This is a genomic window from Streptococcus parasanguinis CC87K, from assembly GCF_000507765.1.
In the GTDB taxonomy this organism is placed as follows: domain Bacteria; phylum Bacillota; class Bacilli; order Lactobacillales; family Streptococcaceae; genus Streptococcus; species Streptococcus parasanguinis_J.
The window spans coordinates 1-20,157 of the sequence record NZ_KI669403.1 but is presented as its reverse complement, the minus strand read 5'-3'; the positions used below and the strand labels follow the sequence as shown (position 1 = coordinate 20,157).

At 42.5% G+C, this 20,157-nt stretch carries 14 protein-coding genes; 13 read left to right on the top strand and 1 reads right to left on the bottom strand.

Features of this window, described 5'->3' with window-relative positions:
* Positions 1–10: 10 nt before the first annotated feature.
* Positions 11–2,938, top strand: coding sequence for a glycosyltransferase PgfM1 (pgfM1, locus tag HMPREF1195_RS08335; protein ID WP_023919771.1), 2,928 nt, complete (start codon positions 11–13; stop codon positions 2,936–2,938).
* A gap of 92 nt (positions 2,939–3,030) precedes the next feature.
* Here the strand turns inward: pgfM1 and HMPREF1195_RS08330 are convergent, their stop codons facing one another.
* Positions 3,031–4,851, bottom strand: a complete 1,821-nt coding sequence (locus HMPREF1195_RS08330; RefSeq protein ID WP_023919769.1) for an LPXTG cell wall anchor domain-containing protein — start codon at positions 4,849–4,851, stop codon at positions 3,031–3,033.
* Between the two features lie 438 nt (positions 4,852–5,289).
* Between HMPREF1195_RS08330 and HMPREF1195_RS08325 the strand changes: the two genes are divergently transcribed.
* The 12 genes from HMPREF1195_RS08325 to HMPREF1195_RS08270 form a co-directional block, all read left to right on the top strand.
* Entirely contained in the window at positions 5,290–5,736 is a 447-nt protein-coding gene (locus HMPREF1195_RS08325; protein ID WP_023919767.1) for a dUTP diphosphatase, read from the top strand.
* A 9-nt stretch (positions 5,737–5,745) separates the two neighbouring features.
* On the top strand, positions 5,746–6,201 hold the full coding sequence (locus tag HMPREF1195_RS11150; RefSeq protein WP_023919765.1) for an isochorismatase family protein: 456 nt from the start codon (positions 5,746–5,748) through the stop codon (positions 6,199–6,201).
* 18 nt (positions 6,202–6,219) lie between these two features.
* Complete coding sequence (locus HMPREF1195_RS11145; RefSeq protein WP_023919763.1) at positions 6,220–6,735, top strand: histidine phosphatase family protein; 516 nt, start codon at positions 6,220–6,222, stop codon at positions 6,733–6,735.
* Between the two features lie 13 nt (positions 6,736–6,748).
* Positions 6,749–8,107 (top strand): DNA repair protein RadA, encoded by a 1,359-nt coding sequence (radA, locus tag HMPREF1195_RS08310; protein ID WP_413470489.1) that lies wholly within the window; start codon positions 6,749–6,751, stop codon positions 8,105–8,107.
* A gap of 290 nt (positions 8,108–8,397) precedes the next feature.
* On the top strand, positions 8,398–8,892 hold the full coding sequence (locus HMPREF1195_RS08305; RefSeq protein ID WP_023919759.1) for a beta-class carbonic anhydrase: 495 nt from the start codon (positions 8,398–8,400) through the stop codon (positions 8,890–8,892).
* A gap of 719 nt (positions 8,893–9,611) precedes the next feature.
* Positions 9,612–10,478, top strand: a complete 867-nt coding sequence (locus HMPREF1195_RS08300; RefSeq protein ID WP_023919757.1) for an ABC transporter permease — start codon at positions 9,612–9,614, stop codon at positions 10,476–10,478.
* Positions 10,475–11,239 (top strand): ABC transporter ATP-binding protein, encoded by a 765-nt coding sequence (locus tag HMPREF1195_RS08295; RefSeq protein WP_023919755.1) that lies wholly within the window; start codon positions 10,475–10,477, stop codon positions 11,237–11,239. Before HMPREF1195_RS08300 ends, HMPREF1195_RS08295 begins: the two co-directional genes overlap by 4 nt.
* A 914-nt stretch (positions 11,240–12,153) precedes the next feature.
* Positions 12,154–12,696 carry a hypothetical protein gene (locus HMPREF1195_RS08290; protein ID WP_023919753.1) on the top strand — a complete coding sequence of 181 codons (543 nt, stop codon included), beginning with the start codon at positions 12,154–12,156 and terminating at the stop codon, positions 12,694–12,696.
* Positions 12,697–12,900: 204 nt separating this feature from the next.
* Positions 12,901–14,562, top strand: a complete 1,662-nt coding sequence (locus tag HMPREF1195_RS08285) for a ribonuclease J (RefSeq protein ID WP_023919751.1) — start codon at positions 12,901–12,903, stop codon at positions 14,560–14,562.
* A gap of 70 nt (positions 14,563–14,632) precedes the next feature.
* Positions 14,633–15,415 carry an alpha/beta hydrolase gene (locus HMPREF1195_RS08280; protein ID WP_023919749.1) on the top strand — a complete coding sequence of 261 codons (783 nt, stop codon included), beginning with the start codon at positions 14,633–14,635 and terminating at the stop codon, positions 15,413–15,415.
* A 434-nt stretch (positions 15,416–15,849) separates the two neighbouring features.
* A complete protein-coding gene (gltX, locus tag HMPREF1195_RS08275; RefSeq protein ID WP_023919747.1) occupies positions 15,850–17,307 on the top strand; it encodes a glutamate--tRNA ligase in 1,458 nt (485 codons plus the stop codon).
* Between the two features lie 235 nt (positions 17,308–17,542).
* Positions 17,543–20,157: accessory Sec-dependent serine-rich glycoprotein adhesin (locus tag HMPREF1195_RS08270; protein WP_023919745.1), on the top strand; the 2,615-nt coding region annotated here is incomplete at its 3' end.

Below are 20,157 nucleotides of genomic sequence, written 5' to 3'. Positions count from 1 at the left end.
AGGAGAAAACATGTTAATCTGGTTCATGCGTTGGCAAGAGTTTTGGAAAAAACATCCAAAGAAAGTTCTCTATGCTGCAAGTGCCCTGCTCCCAATGACCATCATGCTCATTGTGTGGGCTTTTATAGGGATGTATCCTTTTGGAAGCAAGAGTCTGATGGCTGTTGACTTTGGACAGCAATATATCAGTTTCTTTGGCTTATTAAAAAATGCCATCTTGACGGGGGATCTATCTAGTTTGAGTTATTCTTTCACCAAGTCTCTTGGTGGAGATATGATCGGTGTGCTCGGCTACTATTTAATGAGTCCCTTCAACATCATCTATATTCTAGCTCCCCTCAAATATTTTGGAGCAGCAGTATTTTTAACCATTTGGCTCCGCTACGGGGCAATCGGTCTATCCTTTGCTTTCCTTTTAATCAAGCGCTACAAAGGATTAGAATCTAGAAAATGGTTGGTTCCATTATTCTCGACAGCCTATGCCTTGTCAGGAATGTTGGTTTCTTATCAGATGAACGTCATCTTCTATGATGCCATGATCATGCTTCCTATTGTGATTGTGTATTTGGAAGAATTATTAGATGGGAAATCTCCTTATCGCTATGCTTTTGCTCTGGGATTGACGGTCTTACTTCAGTTTTACATGGGCTATATGATCTCCATTTTCATCGCTCTGTATGCCTGCTACTATGTATCACCAAGATTGCTGATTGAGGGAGATCTAAAGGCAAAGATTAAAAACTTTAGTATCCCTTTGCTGCAAGCAGTGATCTATTCGATTATTGGGATTGCGACAGCCTCAGTCTTGCTCTTGCCAGTATTTTTCAACCTGATTGAAAGTAAGGGGCAAGTTGGCGGAGGCATGACCTTCTCATTTGCCTTCCAAATTAACCCTTTAGATATTCTTTCTAAGTTGGTTGTTGGTGGCTTTGATACAACCTCAGGCTGGTCAGCGGGTCCCAACCTTCCCAATATTTATATTGGAGCGCTCGGCTTTCTTGGTTTTATCTTTTATTTCCTATCGCAAAAAGTTGGAAAAGCCAAAAAATGGGCTGCAGGGATTGTTACCCTCATTTTCCTGATTTCCTTTGTCAATGAATTTGTCAGTAAGATATGGCATATGGGACAAAACCCAGCCGGTTTCTTCTTCCGTTTTTCTTGGCTGTTTTCATTCTTTATGCTAGTCCTAGCTTATCAAGCGATGAAGCAGAAGATCGTTATTTCCAAACGAACCAACTGCATCATTGGCTTGGGCTTGCTCTTGTCGGTAGTCTATCTCTATTTCCATCAGTATAGTTTTATCTCAAAGACTCAACCGCAAGCGATCAGCCGTTTCCTCTCTAAGTTCTCTATTCTAAGTGTTCTGGGAATAGCAGCGGTGACCTGCTTCATCTTCTATGCGTATTGGGAAAAATCTCAGAAGAGCCAATTGGAAAAAATGATTCGAATGGCTCTAGCAGCGGTCATCTTAGTGTTGGCTGCAGTCTTGTTAAAGACAGGCTATCTCTTGTCGCAAGTGGGGATTACAGCGATGCTCTACTTGAGCATTCTCTTTATCCTAAACTTTAAGATCTCACGTTTATCCATGATTGTCGTATCTGTGCTGACAATCTTTGAGTTTGGCTATAATGCGTATTTGTCCCAAGTAACATTTGGGTATGATGATGTGCACAAGTTTGCAGATGCGACCGTTTCGGTCAAGCGCGTGACAGACAATATCCAAGAAAATGCAGATCAAAAATTCTATCGGATTGCCACAGATTTTGCCTATTCCAGAACAGTTCCTTCCTTGGTGTCCTATCCGGGTCTAAGTACCTTTAGCTCGAGTTTGGAACGTAGCACCATGGATCACTTTGCTTTCATGGGAGATCTGGGTGTCAATGCGGCGACTCAATATTCAAATGGGACACCTTTGACAGATGCTTTATATGGTGTTCGTTACTTTATGAGTGCCAAGGATTTTGACCCCAAAGAGATTGAAGCCAATCCAGATAAGATGTACTTTTATCGATTTACAGACCGCTTTGATCTGCATCGCTATTTCACAGACAAGGTCTATGAGGATAAGCGTTATGTCGTCTATAAGAATCCAAATTCCTTCCCACTTGCATACGGGACGAACAGTCTGGTAAGGAATATTCAATTTGGTGCCAATAATGCCTTTGCTAACCAGAATATTATTTTGAACTCCATGGAGGGACATCAAAAGGCCAATAATGATACCGTTGAGTACTTTAAACCGTTGGCGTTCAGCTCGATCGAGACAGAAAATGTGATCGAAGAAAAGGTTAATAAGGAAACGGGAGAAGCCATCTATAAGAGAGCGGATTCGTCAAAAGATGCCATTATTCGTTATAAGGTCACTCCACGTACCAATTACACCTATTATTTCTTTACTCCTGTATCTTTGATCCAAAACCAAGATTACTCGGTTTTACTCAATAATAAATGGTTGCTCAATGCTAAAATTTTCACGCAAAGACAAATTTGGCAGTTGACAGATCAAACTGAAAACCAAGAAACCGTTATTGAATTTAGATTTAGAACAGATCACATCGATATGAGCAATGCAGGTGTTTATCGCGCCGACGTTGATCAGATTCAACAGGTATTAGAAAACCGGAAGAAACAAGGTTTACAAGTAACCAAGTTTTCAAATACCCATATTGTTGGCGATGTGTCTATCACAGATGATAGTAACTATATGATGACTTCCATTCCATACAGCGATGGCTGGAAAGTGAAAGTGGATGGGAAGTTTGTCAAAACCGAAAAAGCATGGAATGCATTCTTATCCTTCCCAATCTCAAAGGGAAATCATAAGGTTGAATTCGTCTTTAGACAAAAAGGCGTGATCCTGGGTGCCTTGCTATCTATTGTTTCTGTTGCTTACCTCGTCATTCAAATGAGACGAAGCAGAAGTAATGAAGGACAATAAGGTGTGAGAGTATCAAAAACTGTGATCAACACAAAAAAGGATCGCATCCAATGGGATGCGATCCTTTTTTATATGATCCGCAATGCAAACGATTAGTTATTAGAAATCTTGCGTTTCAAGATGACGGCTCCTGATAGGATAGCAACACCGATCAAGATGACACCAGTAGCGACTGCTTCACCTGTTTTTGGCAGGAATGTCTTGCGACCTCCGTTTGAAGTTGTGGTGCCAGAATCATCTGGGTTACCAGGTTTGGTCGTATTCGTTGTTGGCCCTTCTGGAGTTGTTGTCGTAGTGGTCGTTGGAGTCGGCACTGGTTTTTCAGACGTGGTTGTAGTCGTCGTTGTAGTTGTTGTCGTAGTCGGCGTAGGTTTTGGACCTTCTGTCGTCGTTGTTGTAGTTGTTGGCTCTTGAGTCGTCGTAGTCGTTGTTGTAGGTTCTTCAGTTGTTGTTGAAGTTGTTGTTGACTCTGGAGTTGTTGTAGTGGTAGTAGGTGTAGGTTCCTCAGTTGTTGTCGTAGTCGTTGTTGGCTCTTGAGTCGTCGTAGTAGTTGTTGTCGGCTCTTGAGTCGTTGTAGAGGTTGTTGTCGTAGTAGTAGTTGTAGTGGTTGTCGTAGTCGTTGTCTGTTCTTTTGGATTGACGATCGTCTTCGTAACCTTATGATCCTTACCAAAATCTTCAGCATTTACGACGGTGTCAGCCTCCTTGATCGTATAACCCGCAGGGGCCTCGGTTTCTGTTAAGATGTATTTATCTTTTAAGAGCGCATTAACCGTAATATCTCCGTTCTCATCTGTAACGTATTCCCCAATCACTTGGTTGTTGGCTTGACGAACGATTTTAAACTTAGCTCCAGCAAGTGGCTGACTTTCATCGTTTACCTTGTGGACATGAATTGTAAAGACATAACCGACACCAGATCCTCCTGCGACTTGGACAGCGGCTGTGTTTGTCACATCTTTTGTTTCAAACTGCTTTCCTTTAAGGGTAGCATCGTTTTTAAGAAGTTCCCCGTCTACAGGCTCGTAATTTAAGCGAACATCATAATCAATCCGATATTGATCGTTTTCGCTAATGTCCCCCAGATTGACAACAAAAGATTGACCATCTTCACTGATGGTAACAGGGTGTTGATCCGTTACATCAACACGATTTGAAAAGACCCATTCACCTGCTTCAAATGAGAACTTCCCTTTGATGACTTTGATGCTGTCTTTTACATAGGAAGCATTTGTAAATCTCAAATGATCTTCAATAGTGACTTCTTTGATATTTTGTTTACTTTTATTAACAGAAATAGTATAGGTGACTGTTTTATGGTCGTTGTCATTCACCCAACTAGTTTTTGATAATGGAGTTGGGTTACCGTCTCCGACTCCTTTAAAGGTAACCTTCCCGCCGATCTTGGTTTCTCCATTGACGGTAATTTCAACAGGGACTTCCCCTTGTTGAGGGTGTTTCTTAAAGTCGATCCGCGCATAGAAGAAGAAGGATCCCTGGGTATCTGAGTGTTTTTCGACATAGTCAGTGTAAGTCAATGACAATTTCTTATTGTCTTTGTCAACCGTTGCGTGGGCAATGACCTCATTCGTATTGACATCACGAATTTCAAAACTTTGCGACGTAATGATCAAAGCATCTGGAACGGTGAGATCAGTCGTATCACCTTTTTTGACATTCTTACCAGCTAAGTCGAAATCAGCATTGATACGAAATGTTGCCCATTGTCCTAATTCCCAATCAAGGTTGCCACCTTCATTATTGGTAACTTTGATATTTTTGATTGTATCGACCAATTTTCCGCTTACTGTCACTCCAGGAGTTTCTGCTGAAGTGCGATTCAGACCTAAAGCGAAAAGCATGGCCACTAAACAAAGGACAAATGAGAAAATTTTGATATTCCTATTCTTCATCTTATCTTCCCTTTTCATAAAAAAATTAGTGCCTAATCATCAATACCTGATTACTTTTAACGATATGGACCTTTCAAATCCTATCTGTTGGTAATTAGAATTGAGTGCTGAGACACGACCTCCATTAAATAATTTTATAGGGTAAAATATTTTATTTTTAAAATTATTCCCTACACAGGGAATTATAGCAAAAATAATAATTAGCTTCAAGCTAAAATTGGTAAAATTAGGCAGGAATTATGGTTATTTAAGCCGTTTCATTAACTTTCACTTTCTTTTAGAAAACAACCATGAAAGTGCCATACAATTTACAAATAATGAAGGTGAAAAAGGAGGTTTTTACTCAAAAAATACGAATAGTAGTATAGGGGAGACGCTAGGGCAAAGTGATGGTATAATAGAAGAGATGGAAACTATTTAGATAAAAGAGGAATTATGATGACAAAAATTCGCGGATTTGAGCTTGTATCAAGCTATACCAATCAGGACTTACTGCCAAAACGGGAAACGGCCCACGCGGCTGGTTACGACTTAAAGGTGGCAGAGCGCACGGTGATTGCTCCAGGGGAAATCGTCCTCGTGCCAACTGGGGTCAAGGCCTATATGCAAGCGGGTGAAGTGCTTTATCTTTACGATCGCTCGTCCAACCCTCGCAAAAAAGGCCTGGTCTTGATCAACTCTGTGGGGGTCATTGATGGAGACTACTATGGCAATCCAGGAAATGAAGGCCATATCTTTGCTCAGATGAAAAATATTACCGACCAGGAAGTTGTTCTTGAAGTTGGAGAACGTGTGGTTCAGGCTGTCTTTGCACCATTCTTGATTGCCGATGGAGATGAAGCAGACGGCGTGCGTACTGGTGGATTTGGTTCGACAGGGAAATAGAGGAATAAAATGGCAGACTATTTATTAGTTGTAGACATGCAGTCAGATTATGTTGCTGTAGGAAAAGCATATCATGAAGAACTGACTGCAGCTGTAAATGACAAAATTGCTACCTATCCTAGCGAACGAGTTATCTATATTCTCAATCGTTTTTTCTGGGAGAGAAAAGATAGAAAGAAGAAATTTGCGACCGGCTTGCTGCTTGTATCTTCTCGTATTTTTGAAAAGCGTCGGGCTTCTTGCTTTACTAATCCAGATTTAAAAGATTTTTTAGAGGAAAACGGTGCTAAAAGTATAGAGTTTATAGGGGTAGATGGCAATGGCTGTGTTAAGGCTTCCGTTTTGGCAGCTACCAAGGAGAATTATCAGGTTTCTGTCGATTTGTCTGCTGTCGGAGTTGCCAACCAGAAGAAATTCTCTAAAACACTGAAGCAGTGGCAAGATTGCGGAATCAAGATTGGATAGTTTTATGGGGATCTTAATATGAAAATTATTTTTATCCGTCATGGGGAGCCAGATTACCGTGAGTTAGAGGAGCGTTCCTATACTGGGTTCGGGATAGATTTGGCTCCCTTATCTGAGAAGGGGAGGAAACAGGCTCAGGACCTTTGCCAAAACCCCTTGTTAAAATCAGCTGATCTGCTAGTAGCTTCAGCAGTGACGCGAGCTTTAGAAACAGCTTCTTATCTGGCCTGTGCTACTGGCCTTCCTTTGAGGGTAGAGCCATTATTGCATGAATGGCAGGTTTATGAAACAGGTATAGAGAACTTTGAAACAGCTAGATGTCTGTTTTTAGAAAACAAGGGGGAGTTGCTCCCAAATTCTCCTGTTCAATATGAGACAGCTGTAGAGATGAAGTCTCGTTTTCTAGAATGCATGGCTAAGTATCGGGAACATCAAACTGTGGTAGTTGTAGCCCATCGCATGCTCATGCGCCAGTTTGTGCCAAATGAGAAGATTGATTTTTGCCAAGTGATTGAGTGTGAGATAGAGATTTAGAAAGAGGTTTATCATCGCAAAGAAAAAAACGACATTTATTTGTCAAAATTGTGCCTATAATTCACCCAAATACCTAGGGCGCTGTCCTAACTGTGGATCTTGGTCTTCCTTTGTGGAGGAAGTCGAAGTTGCAGAGGTCAAGAATGCCCGGGTATCCTTGACAGGTGAAAAGACCAAACCCATGAAATTGGCGGATGTGACCTCCATCAATGTCCATCGGACCAAGACCGAGATGGAAGAATTCAACCGCGTCCTTGGTGGAGGAGTGGTCCCAGGGAGTCTCGTTCTCATCGGTGGAGATCCAGGGATTGGGAAATCGACCCTGCTCCTCCAAGTATCGACCCAGTTGTCTCAAGTAGGAACGGTTCTCTATGTCAGTGGAGAGGAGTCGGCCCAGCAGATCAAACTCCGTGCAGAGCGATTGGGAGATATCGATAGCGAGTTTTACCTTTATGCCGAGACCAATATGCAGAGCGTGCGAGCAGAAGTAGAGCGCCTCCAGCCTAACTTTCTCATCATCGACTCGATCCAGACCATTATGTCTCCTGAGATTTCAGGGGTGCAGGGATCCGTTTCCCAAGTGCGAGAGGTAACAGCCGAGCTCATGCAGCTGGCTAAGACCAATAACATTGCTATCTTTATCGTGGGGCATGTAACTAAGGAAGGAACCTTGGCAGGTCCTCGGATGCTGGAACACATGGTGGATACGGTGCTTTACTTTGAAGGGGAACGCCATCACACCTTCCGGATCCTGAGAGCAGTCAAAAATCGTTTTGGTTCCACTAATGAAATCGGGATTTTCGAGATGCAATCAGGTGGACTGGTTGAGGTCCTCAATCCGAGCCAGGTCTTTCTGGAAGAACGCTTGGATGGGGCGACTGGCTCGTCCATCGTTGTGACAATGGAAGGGACGCGTCCGATTTTGGCGGAGGTGCAGGCCTTGGTGACACCAACCATGTTTGGAAATGCCAAGCGGACGACGACAGGGCTTGATTTCAATCGGGCCAGTCTCATCATGGCGGTGCTAGAAAAACGCGCAGGTTTACTCCTTCAAAATCAGGATGCCTACCTCAAGTCTGCAGGTGGTGTCAAGTTGGATGAGCCAGCTATCGACCTAGCGGTTGCAGTTGCCATTGCCTCGAGCTACAAGGACAAGCCAACCAACCCGCAGGAATGTTTTGTCGGAGAGCTGGGCTTAACAGGAGAAGTTCGCCGGGTCAATCGGATCGAACAACGGATCAATGAAGCTGCAAAACTTGGTTTTACCAAGATTTATGTTCCGAAAAATTCTCTGACGGGGATTTCGACACCATCAGGGATCGAAGTTGTCGGTGTGAGTACACTGTCTGAAGTCTTGAAGAAAGTATTTTAATAGTAGAAAAGAGGCTGGGACAAAAGTCCTAGCCTCTCAATTGTTTTTGGATTGCCGAACAAGACGCAGTGGTTGAGTGGGCTCTACTACGCTGATTTCATCAGCTTTTACAGCCCTACTCAACTGTACGGAAGCGGGACGACGAAATTGAATTCTAACGAATGACCGATTTCTGTCCCACTCCCTTTTTTTTCAGATGTGACAGATGACGGGAGATCCTCTCTGACAGAAATAGTGAGATGTGGTAAAATAATAGATGATTTGAATTTCAAAGGAACAAAGGAGAGACCGTGTCTTATTTTGATAATTTTTTAACAGCCAACCAAGCTTATGTGGCGCTACATGGGGACCTCCGTCTTCCGATTAAGCCCAAAACACAAGTAGCCATTGTGACCTGTATGGATTCTCGTCTTCACGTGGCGCCTGCACTAGGGCTGGCTCTTGGAGATGCTCATATTTTGCGAAATGCTGGAGGGCGCGTGACCGACGACATGATCCGGTCTTTGGTCATCTCCCAGCAGCAAATGGGAACCCGTGAAATCGTCGTCTTGCACCATACAGATTGTGGCGCACAAACCTTTGAAAACGAAGCTTTCCAGCAGCATCTAAAGAAAGAGCTGGGAGTAGATGTGGGAGATCGCGATTTCCTCCCCTTTCAAGACATTGAAGAAAGTGTCCGCGATGATATGAAGCTTCTCAAGGCTTCCCCTTTGATTCCAGAGGATGTCATTATCTCAGGAGCTGTGTACGATGTGGATACTGGTTTGATCTCAGAAGTGAAATGAATTAAGATAGGAAAGCGGTAAAAAATCCTCTACGGCTCAGAAAAATATGCATATATATTATAAAAAATAGAAATATATGTTGTTAGATAATCATTCTGTTACTAGTTTCAGAAAATTTTCATTGACTTGATTTACATAAAACAGTATACTAGTAAGGCAATTTGATCTTTCAAACTGCCGGCAACAAGGGGAATGAATCCGCTTTGAATTGGAAAAAAACAGTAGGGTTTGGAGTGGAGAACTTCACGCCCTTGTTGTCGTTAGTTACTCCATTAAGATAAGCCTGAGTTCTGAAAAATGTATAAATATAAAAACTTCCTTAGGAAAGAAAGCCAAAGGAAGTTTTTTGTGATTGGGATTTCATTGTATTTGTTTGTAACTGACAAAATTTGCAAGAAGATGGATTCGAAAGAGAGTAATTTTGTTGACTTGTCTAAGGTTGATAGGTTTCTGTTTGTCTCATCCTTCTGAAAAATTTATCACTTTTTGGTGAATGTAGAAATGGTTTATGGATTTTAAAAAATAGGCTTTGCTCAGAAGAGGGCTTATCTCCTTGCTTTTGTAAATGCGGTCTAACCAATTTTATAGATCGCTCGCTAGAACAAGAATGAAAGAATGATAGGGGAAAATAAAGGGTGGGAGGAGAGATGTGAATTTTCCTATAGGTTCTCCTCTATATTTGTGATACAATTAAACTACTATTATCGAAGGGAGAAACTATGATTAATTCAATTGTTTCACAAGGTTTAATTTGGGCCATTTTAGGGTTAGGAATCTTTATGACCTTCCGAATTCTAGATTTTCCAGATATGACGACAGAAGGGTCCTTCCCGCTTGGAGGAGCGGTGGCGGTGACCTTGATCACAAAAGGGGTCAACCCACTCTTTGCGACGCTGGCTGCTATTGGAGCAGGATGCTTGGCGGGCCTTGCGACGGGTCTTCTCTACACAAAAGGGAAAATCCCCACGCTTTTGTCAGGGATCCTTGTGATGACGTCCTGTAACTCGGTTATTCTCTTTGTCATGCAACGGGCTAATCTGGGACTTTTAGGCTATAAAAAAATTCAGGAATTTCTTCCTTTTGCCAGTGGGTTCAATGAGATCCTGATTGGTTTGATTTTCGTAACGCTTGTGATCCTTGGTTTGATTTTCTTCTTGGATACGCGCTTAGGTCAAGCTTATATTGCGACAGGGGACAATCCAGATATGGCTAGAAGTTTTGGAATCAACACCGACCGGATGGAATTGATGGGCTTGGTCATTTCAAATGGGATTATTGCTCTTTCTGGTGCACTGATGGCCCAACAAGAAGGCTATGCGGACGCTTCACGTGGGATTGGTGTCATCGTTATTGGGCTTGCCAGCCTCATTATTGGAGAGGTTCTCTTTTCAAATGTCACCTTGACAGAGCGCTTGCTCAGTATTGCGATCGGTTCAATCGCCTACCAATTTTTGATTTGGGCCGTGATTGCGCTTGGCATCAATACCAGCTATATTCGAATCTTTAGTGCCTTGATCTTGGCTATCTGCCTGATGATTCCAACCTTTAAGGGAAAAATCATGAAAGGAGCGAAACTCAGTAAATGACAGCAATTGTAGAATTAAAAAATGTAACCAAATCCGTGAGCAATGGGATTAACGAAGAAAAAGTCATTTTGGATGATGTCTCCTTGGAAATTCGAGAGCATGATTTTATCACAATTTTGGGGGGCAATGGAGCTGGAAAATCAACCCTCTTTAATACCATTGCTGGGACACTTCCAGTTAGTAGCGGGAAGATCTATATTCTAGGTGAAGATGTGACCAACTATTCTCCTGAAAAGAGAGCCAAGTACCTATCGCGGGTCTTTCAAGATCCTAAAATGGGGACAGCGCCTCGCATGACAGTAGCGGAAAACCTCTTGGTAGCGAAGTTTCGCGGAGAAAAACGTGGCTTGATTCCGCGTCACTTGGCCAGCTATAAAGAAGAGTTTCAAACAGTCCTTGCTAAGATCGGCAATGGTTTGGAAAATCATATCGACACAGCAGTTGAGTTTCTATCAGGGGGACAACGCCAGGCTTTGAGTCTGTTGATGGCGACACTGAAACGTCCAGAACTCTTGCTTTTAGACGAACACACCGCAGCCTTGGATCCAAAAACTAGCCAGGCTCTCATGACCTTGACCGATGAGTTTGTGAAACAAGATGCTCTCACTGCCCTTATGATCACCCACCATATGGAAGATGCTTTGAAATATGGCAATCGCTTGATTGTCATGAAAGACGGACACATCGTCCAAGACCTCAGTCGAGAAGAAAAAGCCCAAATGACCATCGCAGACTACTATGAATTGTTTGAGAAAGAATAAGATACAAAGGGCGTAAAATGCAAAGTGAAAATAGGAAATTCTTGCAGTGAGCGATGCTCACAAGAGAATTTATCTTTTTCACACAGCATTTAGGGCGTGTTCATTTAATAAAATACAAAGGGCGTAAAATGCAAAGTGAAAATAGGGAGTAGGACAGAAGCGATATGATTTATGAACGCTTCGTCGTCCTACCCCCACAAGGCTGATTAGGTTTTCTTCTGAGCTAATCAAGCGAGAAAAGAAGCCAATCAGCTACTGTGCCTTGTCTACATGCTAAGCTAGAGAGCTTGTTCTCTAGCTTTTTCTCTTTCTAAAACACAAGCTATTGTTTATAAATATACGTCGTCCTTTCAATGACTGCCTTATACAACAAAAAAGCTTAGAAAGAGGTCAGAAGAAAACTGCATAAAAATAGGAACTAGTTTCAGGTGGAATCGCTTGCAATCGCTAAGGGGGTTGAGTATAATATAGATAGAAAGATGAAGAAGGGATTGATTCCAATGCCTTATCGAGTTAAAAGTTAGGTTACTTCGTTTTAGGCCTGTTTTGCTGATAGTTGTTCATGCTCTTATCGTAAAAGAGCAGTCATGTCGTGTGTGTCGGATCGGTTGGACGGCCGGGCAAACCTGCTTAGTTTGTCTGGAGACATAAGAAAACGTGGAAATAGTAGGTAGAAGCTTTTTTGTAAAGGTTTTCAAACTTCAATGCGTCCAGTCGAAAACTCATCATTTGGATTTGGAATAGCAAAGAAAACCTCTGGTATTTTACGCAAATACTATTAAATGAAATCAACATCATAAACATTGTTTTGTTAGCCAAAAGGTTAATTGCACCAAGTCAGTAAAGCAGACCAGGCCTCTAGTCCCGTAAGACTGGAGGCCATTTTTATAAAATACTCAGGAGGAGGTGAGAGTATGGGATTGTCGTATGCGCAAGAATATAGTTGCCGTGACCATTTCCGGCAGAGAGCTTTTGAGCGATTTGGCGTAGATGATCAGCACCTGAACCGGTGGATTAACCAACATCTCCCCTCTCTCTCCCCTTATGATAGTGACGTGGTTCAGCCGGCTAATACAAAAACTTATGTAGCTAGTGACGGTGTCATCTTTGTTTGCAATGTCAAAAGTCGGGAATTCATCACCTGTTTTAAGGCGGTAAATTACCAAGAGCCCAAGGAAGAAGAGGAAGCTTATACGGATATTCACGAAAACAATGTCGCTTCCTTCAAAAAAGATGTGAACTACCTAGTCAATCGCTACCGACTCAAGGAAGCCAAAGAGCTGTTTGAAAACATTGGGGAGGACTTGGATGACTTTTATCGCCTGTCCCAAGCGGTCAAGAACGGCCAATTGAGCGAGCGAAATAGTAAACGCCTAGAGGAATTATTAGGCAAGTTTCATGTGATCAAGGCAGCTATGCGGATTATTGAAAATAAACGGGGAGATTACCATCTTTAGGGTCTTTTCCCCCTAAAAATAGGCGCCTAGAAGCCCTTTCATCTACTTCAGATGAGAGGGCTTTTTTTGCTGTGGAAAGCTTTTTGAAAAAAAGAGAAAAAAATTGTATAATAGAGTGGATATGCAAGTATTTGCAAAACTGTAATTCGACTTGGGCGACCAAGGACCGTAAGTATTAAAATAATCACACTAAAGGAGACAACAGTGAGTAGTATTAAATTAGTCACTTTGGGCGGTGTTCGAGAAAATGGGAAAAATCTCTACGTTGCCGAAGTGAACGATTCGATTTTTGTCTTGGATGCAGGTTTGAAGTATCCAGAAAATGAGCAACTTGGGGTGGATGTCGTTATCCCCAACATGGACTATCTATTTGAAAACAAGGACCGCATTGCGGGTGTTTTCTTGAGCCATGGTCACGCGGATGCCATTGGGGCTTTGCCTTATCTTTTGGCTGAAGCCAAAGTTCCTGTATTCGGGACAGAGTTGACCATTGAGTTGGCTAAACTCTTTGTCAAAAGCAATGACAGTGTGAAGAAATTCAACGACTTCCATGTCATCGATCAAAATTCTGAGATTGATTTTGGCGATGCCGTCGTCTCTTTCTTTCAAACTACCCACTCCATCCCTGAAAGTATCGGGATTGTGATTGGCACTCCTGAGGGCAATATCGTCTACACAGGAGACTTTAAATTTGACCAAACTGCCAGCGAGTCTTATGCGACAGACTTTGCTCGCCTAGCTGAGATTGGACGCGAAGGTGTGCTTGCCCTCTTGAGTGATTCAGCCAATGCGGATAGCAAGATTCAAGTTGCCAGTGAGCAAGAAGTGGGCGATGCCATCTTAGATACGATTGCAGACTGGGATGGTCGTGTGATCGTGGCGGCGGTAGCCAGCAACCTTTCTCGGATCCAGCAGGTCTTTGACGCTGCAGCTGAGACTGGCCGTCGTGTGGTCTTGACAGGGTTCGATGTGGAAAACATCGTCCGCACAGCCATTCGCTTGAATAAATTATCTCTTGCTAATGAAAAACTCTTGATCAAGCCAAAAGAAATGAGCCGTTTCGAGGATCATGAATTGATCATTTTGGAAACAGGCCGAATGGGTGAGCCGATCAATGGTTTGCGCAAGATGTCGATTGGTCGTCACCGCTATGTGGAAATCAAAGATGGGGACTTGGTCTACATCGTTACAACGCCATCGATTGCCAAAGAAGCAGTGGTAGCTCGTGTAGAAAACATGATCTACCAAGCAGGTGGAGTTGTCAAATTGATCACGTCCAGCTTGCGCGTATCTGGTCACGGAAACGCACGGGACTTGCAGTTGATGATCAACCTTCTTCGTCCTAAATATCTCTTCCCGATCCAAGGGGAATACCGTGAATTGGATGCTCATGCGCGGGTGGCGATGGAAGTCGGTATCTTGCCTGAAAATATCTTTATTCCAAAACGCGGATCGGTGATGGAGTATGAAAAGGGTGACTTTGTTCCTGCCGGTAGCGTCTCAGCAGGAGATGTCATGATTGATGGGAATGCCATTGGGGATGTGGGCAATATCGTCCTTCGTGACCGCAAGGTCTTGTCAGAAGACGGGATCTTTATCGTGGCGATCACGGTGAACCGCAAAGAGAAGAAAATTATTTCCAAAGCGCGCGTGCACACTCGTGGTTTTGTCTATGTCAAGAAAAGTCGGGATATTCTTCGTGAAAGTTGCGAATTGGTCAACCAAAGCGTCGAAGATTATTTGAATCAAGATAGCTTTGACTGGGGTGAGTTAAAAGGTTTGGTACGCGACAACTTGTCTAAGTTCTTATTTGAACAAACCAAACGCCGTCCAGCCATCCTACCAGTCGTGATGGAAGTAAAATAATAGAAGAAATGGAAACGCTTGGTAGCCGAAGGCTTGCCGAGTGTTTTTAACAGTAGAAAGAGGAAAGCAAATGGCAGTTATGCAGATTGAGTATTATTCAGAAGTTTTGAAGATGGAGTGGGGGGTGTCCGTCCTTTATCCCGATGCATCGCGCGTGGAAGATCCAGCGGATACGGATATTCCGGTTCTCTATCTCTTACACGGGATGAATGGCAATCACCACTCTTGGTTGAAGCGGACCAATGTGGAGCGCATCCTGCGCAATACCAATCTGATCGTGGTCCTACCCAACACCAATAATGGCTTTTACACCGATACCCAGTATGGCTACAACTACTACACGGCCATTGCGAAAGAATTGCCAGAGACTCTTTCTCGCTTCTTCCCGAATATGACTAAGAAACGGGAGAAAACCTTTATTGCGGGTCTATCCATGGGTGGCTATGGCTCGATGCTCTTGGCCCTCAAGACAAATCGTTTCTCTCGAGCTGCGAGTTTCTCTGGAGCACTTAGTTTCCATGATAGAGACTTTGAAAACAATGACTTGGAACAACCAGCTTTTTGGAAGGGAATTTTTGGAGAGATTGAGGATTGGACGACCAGTTCCTATTCGCTAGAGACTGCTGCCAAGAAGTTTTCAGATAAGAAGACCAAGCTCTGGATCTGGTGTGGGGAGCAGGATTTCCTTTATGAAGCCAATAATTTTGAAGTCAAGGAACTAGAAAAGTTAGGCTTGGATGTCACCTATACCCACAGCCCAGGCAAGCACGAATGGTTCTACTGGGAACGTGAGTTGGAGCACTTTTTACAAACCCTACCCATCGACTTTGAATTAGAAGAAAGACTAAGTTAAGATACAAAGGGCGTAAAATGCAAAGTGAAAAAAGGAAATTGTCGCAGGGAGCGATGCTCACAAGAGACTTTATCTTTTTCACATAGCATTTAGGGTTTGTTCATTTATTAAGATTGAAACAATCATCATATGGAGGCTGGGACAAAAGTCCTAGCCTCTTAATTGTTTTTGGATTGTCGAGCAAGACGCAGTGGTTGAGTGGGCTCTAATACGCTGATTTCATCAGCTTATACAGCCCTACTCAACTGTGCGGAGGTGGGACGACGAAATCGAATTCTAACGAATGACCGATTTCTGTCCCACTCTCTTTTCTTATATATAGGAAGAAAAGCTAGAAAGGCCACTTATTCATTTCAGTCCTGCTTTCTTTGTGGTATAATAGGAACGATTGAAAAATGAGCTAGAAATAGCGAACAAGATAAGAGGAGAGAAATATGGCAAAAGATATTCGTGTGCGTTATGCACCAAGTCCAACTGGACTACTACACATCGGAAATGCTCGTACAGCATTGTTTAACTACTTGTATGCACGCCACCATGGTGGAACCTTTATCATCCGTATCGAAGATACGGACCGCAAGCGTCACGTTGAAGACGGCGAACGTTCACAGCTTGAAAACCTTCGTTGGTTGGGCATGGACTGGGATGAAAGTCCTGAGACGCATGAAAACTACCGCCAGTCTGAACGTTTGGAACTCTATCAAACATACATTGACCAACTCTTGGCGGAAGGAAAAGCCTACAAGTCTTATGTGACAGAAGAAGAGTTAGCAGCAGAACGTGAACGCCAAGAAGCAGCAGGTGAAACACCTCGCTACATCAACGAATACCTTGGCATGAGCGAAGAAGAAAAAGCAGCTTATATCGCAGAACGTGAAGCAGCAGGAATCATTCCAACGGTTCGTTTGGCAGTGAATGAGTCAGGTATCTACAAATGGCATGATATGGTCAAAGGTGATATCGAGTTTGAAGGTGGCAATATCGGTGGGGACTGGGTTATCCAAAAGAAAGATGGCTACCCAACATATAACTTTGCCGTTGTCATCGATGACCACGACATGCAAATCTCTCATGTTATCCGTGGGGATGACCACATTGCCAATACACCAAAACAGCTCATGGTCTATGAAGCTCTTGGTTGGGATGCACCTGAGTTTGGTCACATGACACTTATCATCAATTCTGAAACTGGTAAGAAGTTGTCTAAACGGGACACCAACACTCTTCAATTTATCGAAGATTACCGTAAGAAGGGCTACCTTCCAGAAGCAGTCTTTAACTTCATCGCTCTGCTTGGTTGGAACCCTGGTGGGGAAGACGAAATCTTCTCTCGTGAAGAACTCATCCAGCTCTTTGATGAAAACCGCCTCAGCAAGTCTCCAGCAGCCTTCGATCAGAAGAAACTAGACTGGATGAGCAATGACTATATCAAGAATGCGGATCTTGCGACCATCTTTGAAATGGCCAAACCATTCCTTGAAGCAGCAGGTCGTTTGACAGACAAGGCTGAGAAATTGGTGGAACTTTACAAACCACAAATGAAGTCAGTGGACGAAATCGTTCCATTGACAGACCTCTTCTTTGCAGACTTCCCAGAATTGACGGAAGCTGAGCGAGAAGTCATGGCTGGTGAAACAGTGCCAACGGTACTTGAAGCCTTCAAAGCGAAACTCGAAGCCATGTCAGACGATGAGTTTGTAGTAGAAAATATCTTCCCACAAATCAAAGCGGTCCAAAAAGAAACTGGGATCAAAGGGAAGAATCTCTTTATGCCAATCCGTATTGCCGTTTCAGGTGAAATGCATGGTCCTGAATTGCCAGATACCATCTACTTGCTTGGTCGCGAAAAATCCATCCAACACATTGAAAAAATGTTGGAAGAAATCAGATAATTATCAGAAAAGCCCCTATTAAAAGGGGCTTTTTGTTTTAGCTCTAAAGTCGAAGTATTATAGGAATTTATCAAAAAATTGCCCCGGTTTGACAAAAAAGAACATGAAAACGGATTTCTTTATGTAAAGAAAAATTTTTTTAAAAAAAATACTAATAATTGAGGATAATTGCTTGAAATATTTCCAAAGTAGTCTATAATATAAAGGAAATAGAAAATGTATTAAGGAGACAGAAATGTTTTTTAAGCGTTCGAACGGTGAGTTCCGTGAAACGGATCGTGTGACTCGTTTTAAATTGATCAAGTCAGGTAAGAACTGGTTGCGTGCAGCAACTTCTAACTTTGGTCTTTTGAAAGTTATCCGCGGTCAGGTCGAAGAAACTGTTGTAGCTGAGGTTCGTGAAAATGAAGTATCAGCAACAGAAATGACAAGCAGAGGCTTGCTCAAAGGGATTGTAGCAGCAGGTGCTGTTCTTGGTGCAGCTACAGTAGCGAATACTGCTAAAGCTGACGAAGCTGGATCAGCTGTAGCAACTGCATCTGAACTTTCTAGTGAAGCTCTTGTAGAGCAAGGAAGTACTGTACTTGGTACAACTTCAACTACTGAATCAACTACTGAATCTACAACAGAATCAGCAAGTGCATCAACATCAGCAAGCACTTCAACATCTGTAAGTGTCTCTGTATCTGAGTCAGCTTCATTGAGCGAACAAGGATCTGCAGAACTTTCAGCAGCTCTTAGCGAATCAGCTGTAGCAACTGCATCTGAAGCAACTTCAGAAACAACTACAACTGTATCTAAATCTGAAGACAAGGTTGTCTTAGAACAAAATTCTTCAGAAGCAGCATTGTTGAACAAGATTGCAGGGGACTACTCAGCTACTGTTTCAGCCCCAGAAAAGAAAGCAGCACTTGATGCGGCCATCGCTAAAGTTCAAACAGAATTGACAGCAAGCAACAGCTTGATCAACGCCAATGCATCAGCTCAAGCTTATGCTGATCAACGCGAACGTTTGAGCAAGTCAGTAGATGACATGATGGCAACCTTGACTGCGGCAGGATTTACTGGTAACACAACAGTAAATGGTTCTCCAGCAGTTTATGCACAATTGGATGCAATCTCTACTTCAAACACACTTTCAGCAGGTGTTAATGCAACTCCTGGAATGACTGATCCAAATGGTGCGAGCCTTACAGATCGTACACAAACGATTCCTTCAGGATATACAGCTGACCCTGCTGCAAATCGCATGACATTTGGTGTATGGAATCTTTCTTCATACAACCAACTTTACAGCAAAAACTACTATGTGACGCTATCTGTAGATAAAACAAATAGCTCAAACAACCCTGAGGTTTATGTACGCTTGGTAGATAAAACTACAGGTAATGAAGTTGCTAATACAACTTTGAATTCTGCACTCTCAGGTAAAGAAGTAAATCTTGGTGACCTTTCATCTCAGAAATACTATCCATACCTTGTTTATAACAAGTCAACGGATGGTGGATCTGCAAGTGTGGATATCATTATCAAACATAACGAAGAGTTGAATCCTAGTGGTTTTGATTACAAGACAGAACAAGTATATGACTACCTTTCACCTGCTAACCAAGGTGAAACGAAACCAAACGTAGAGATTGGTGTCCCATCGACTAAGATGAATCAAACAACTCACTATAAAGTAGTTGATACAGCTTCATCAACTTATGATGCAAACCGTTCAAGTGCAGATACAACCACTCAAAGCTACAAACCAACTGGTAATGAAACTGAACTTGCTTCATACACTCAAACAGGTATTCAAGGTCAAAACTACACTGCATCAAATCCGCGTTCATTTGATGGTTATGTTTTGTACCAACAAGCAGATGCTTCAACTACATCTGGTGAACTTGGTAACTCTGTAGGTACTAAGTATGCGGAACTTAAGGGTACGCGTCAACATTACTATGTGAAACGTATTCGTGAAGTGGTTGCCAACGATGGTTCGACAGTAACAAAACTCTATGTTCTGGATCCTTCAGCAGTTTCAACTTATAATGAAGCTACAATGGGGAACAACACAGATACAAATGGTTACACACTTGTTTACACCACTCCAGTAATTAAATCGGGTGACAAGTATATTCCATCTGCTACAAACATGGAAACCGATAAGGTAGTTGTCAATAGTAAGAATGGTGATTATCAATTAACAGTTTCTCCATGGCACAACCCAGATGAGCCAAATGAAGGTCTTGTCTACATTACAGGTTGGTATGCGGCTGGACATGTGGGTGAAGCAGACTACATGTATACTGATGAGCCAAAAGGAACTGCAAACTCAACACCTGGAGGGAACACTCAAAACGTTATTGGTGGACGTACGAAGTATGCCTTGTTAGCAGATGGTAAGACACTTAAGAAAGATTCTTCAGGTAATCCAGTGAAGACTACTGGTGGATTTGGTAACCAATACTCACTTCCATCAGCAAGTGAAAAACCATCTGGTGATACTGTACACTATTACCGTAAGGTGACAGATTCTGAGTCACAATCACAATCACAATCTAACTCTGTATCACAATCACAATCAGAATCAGAAGTAGTATCTAAGTCACAATCTGTTTCACAATCTGAGTCAGAAGTTGTATCTAAGTCACAATCTGTTTCACAATCAGAATCAGAAGTGGTTTCTAAATCACAATCAGTGTCACAATCACAATCTGTTTCAGCATCTAAATCTGCATCTGAATCAGCATCTAAATCATTGTCTGAATCAAATACTGAATCAGCTTCACAATCTATTTCAGAATCACGATCTGAATCAGCATCAGTATCAGTGTCTGAATCACGATCTGAATCAGCATC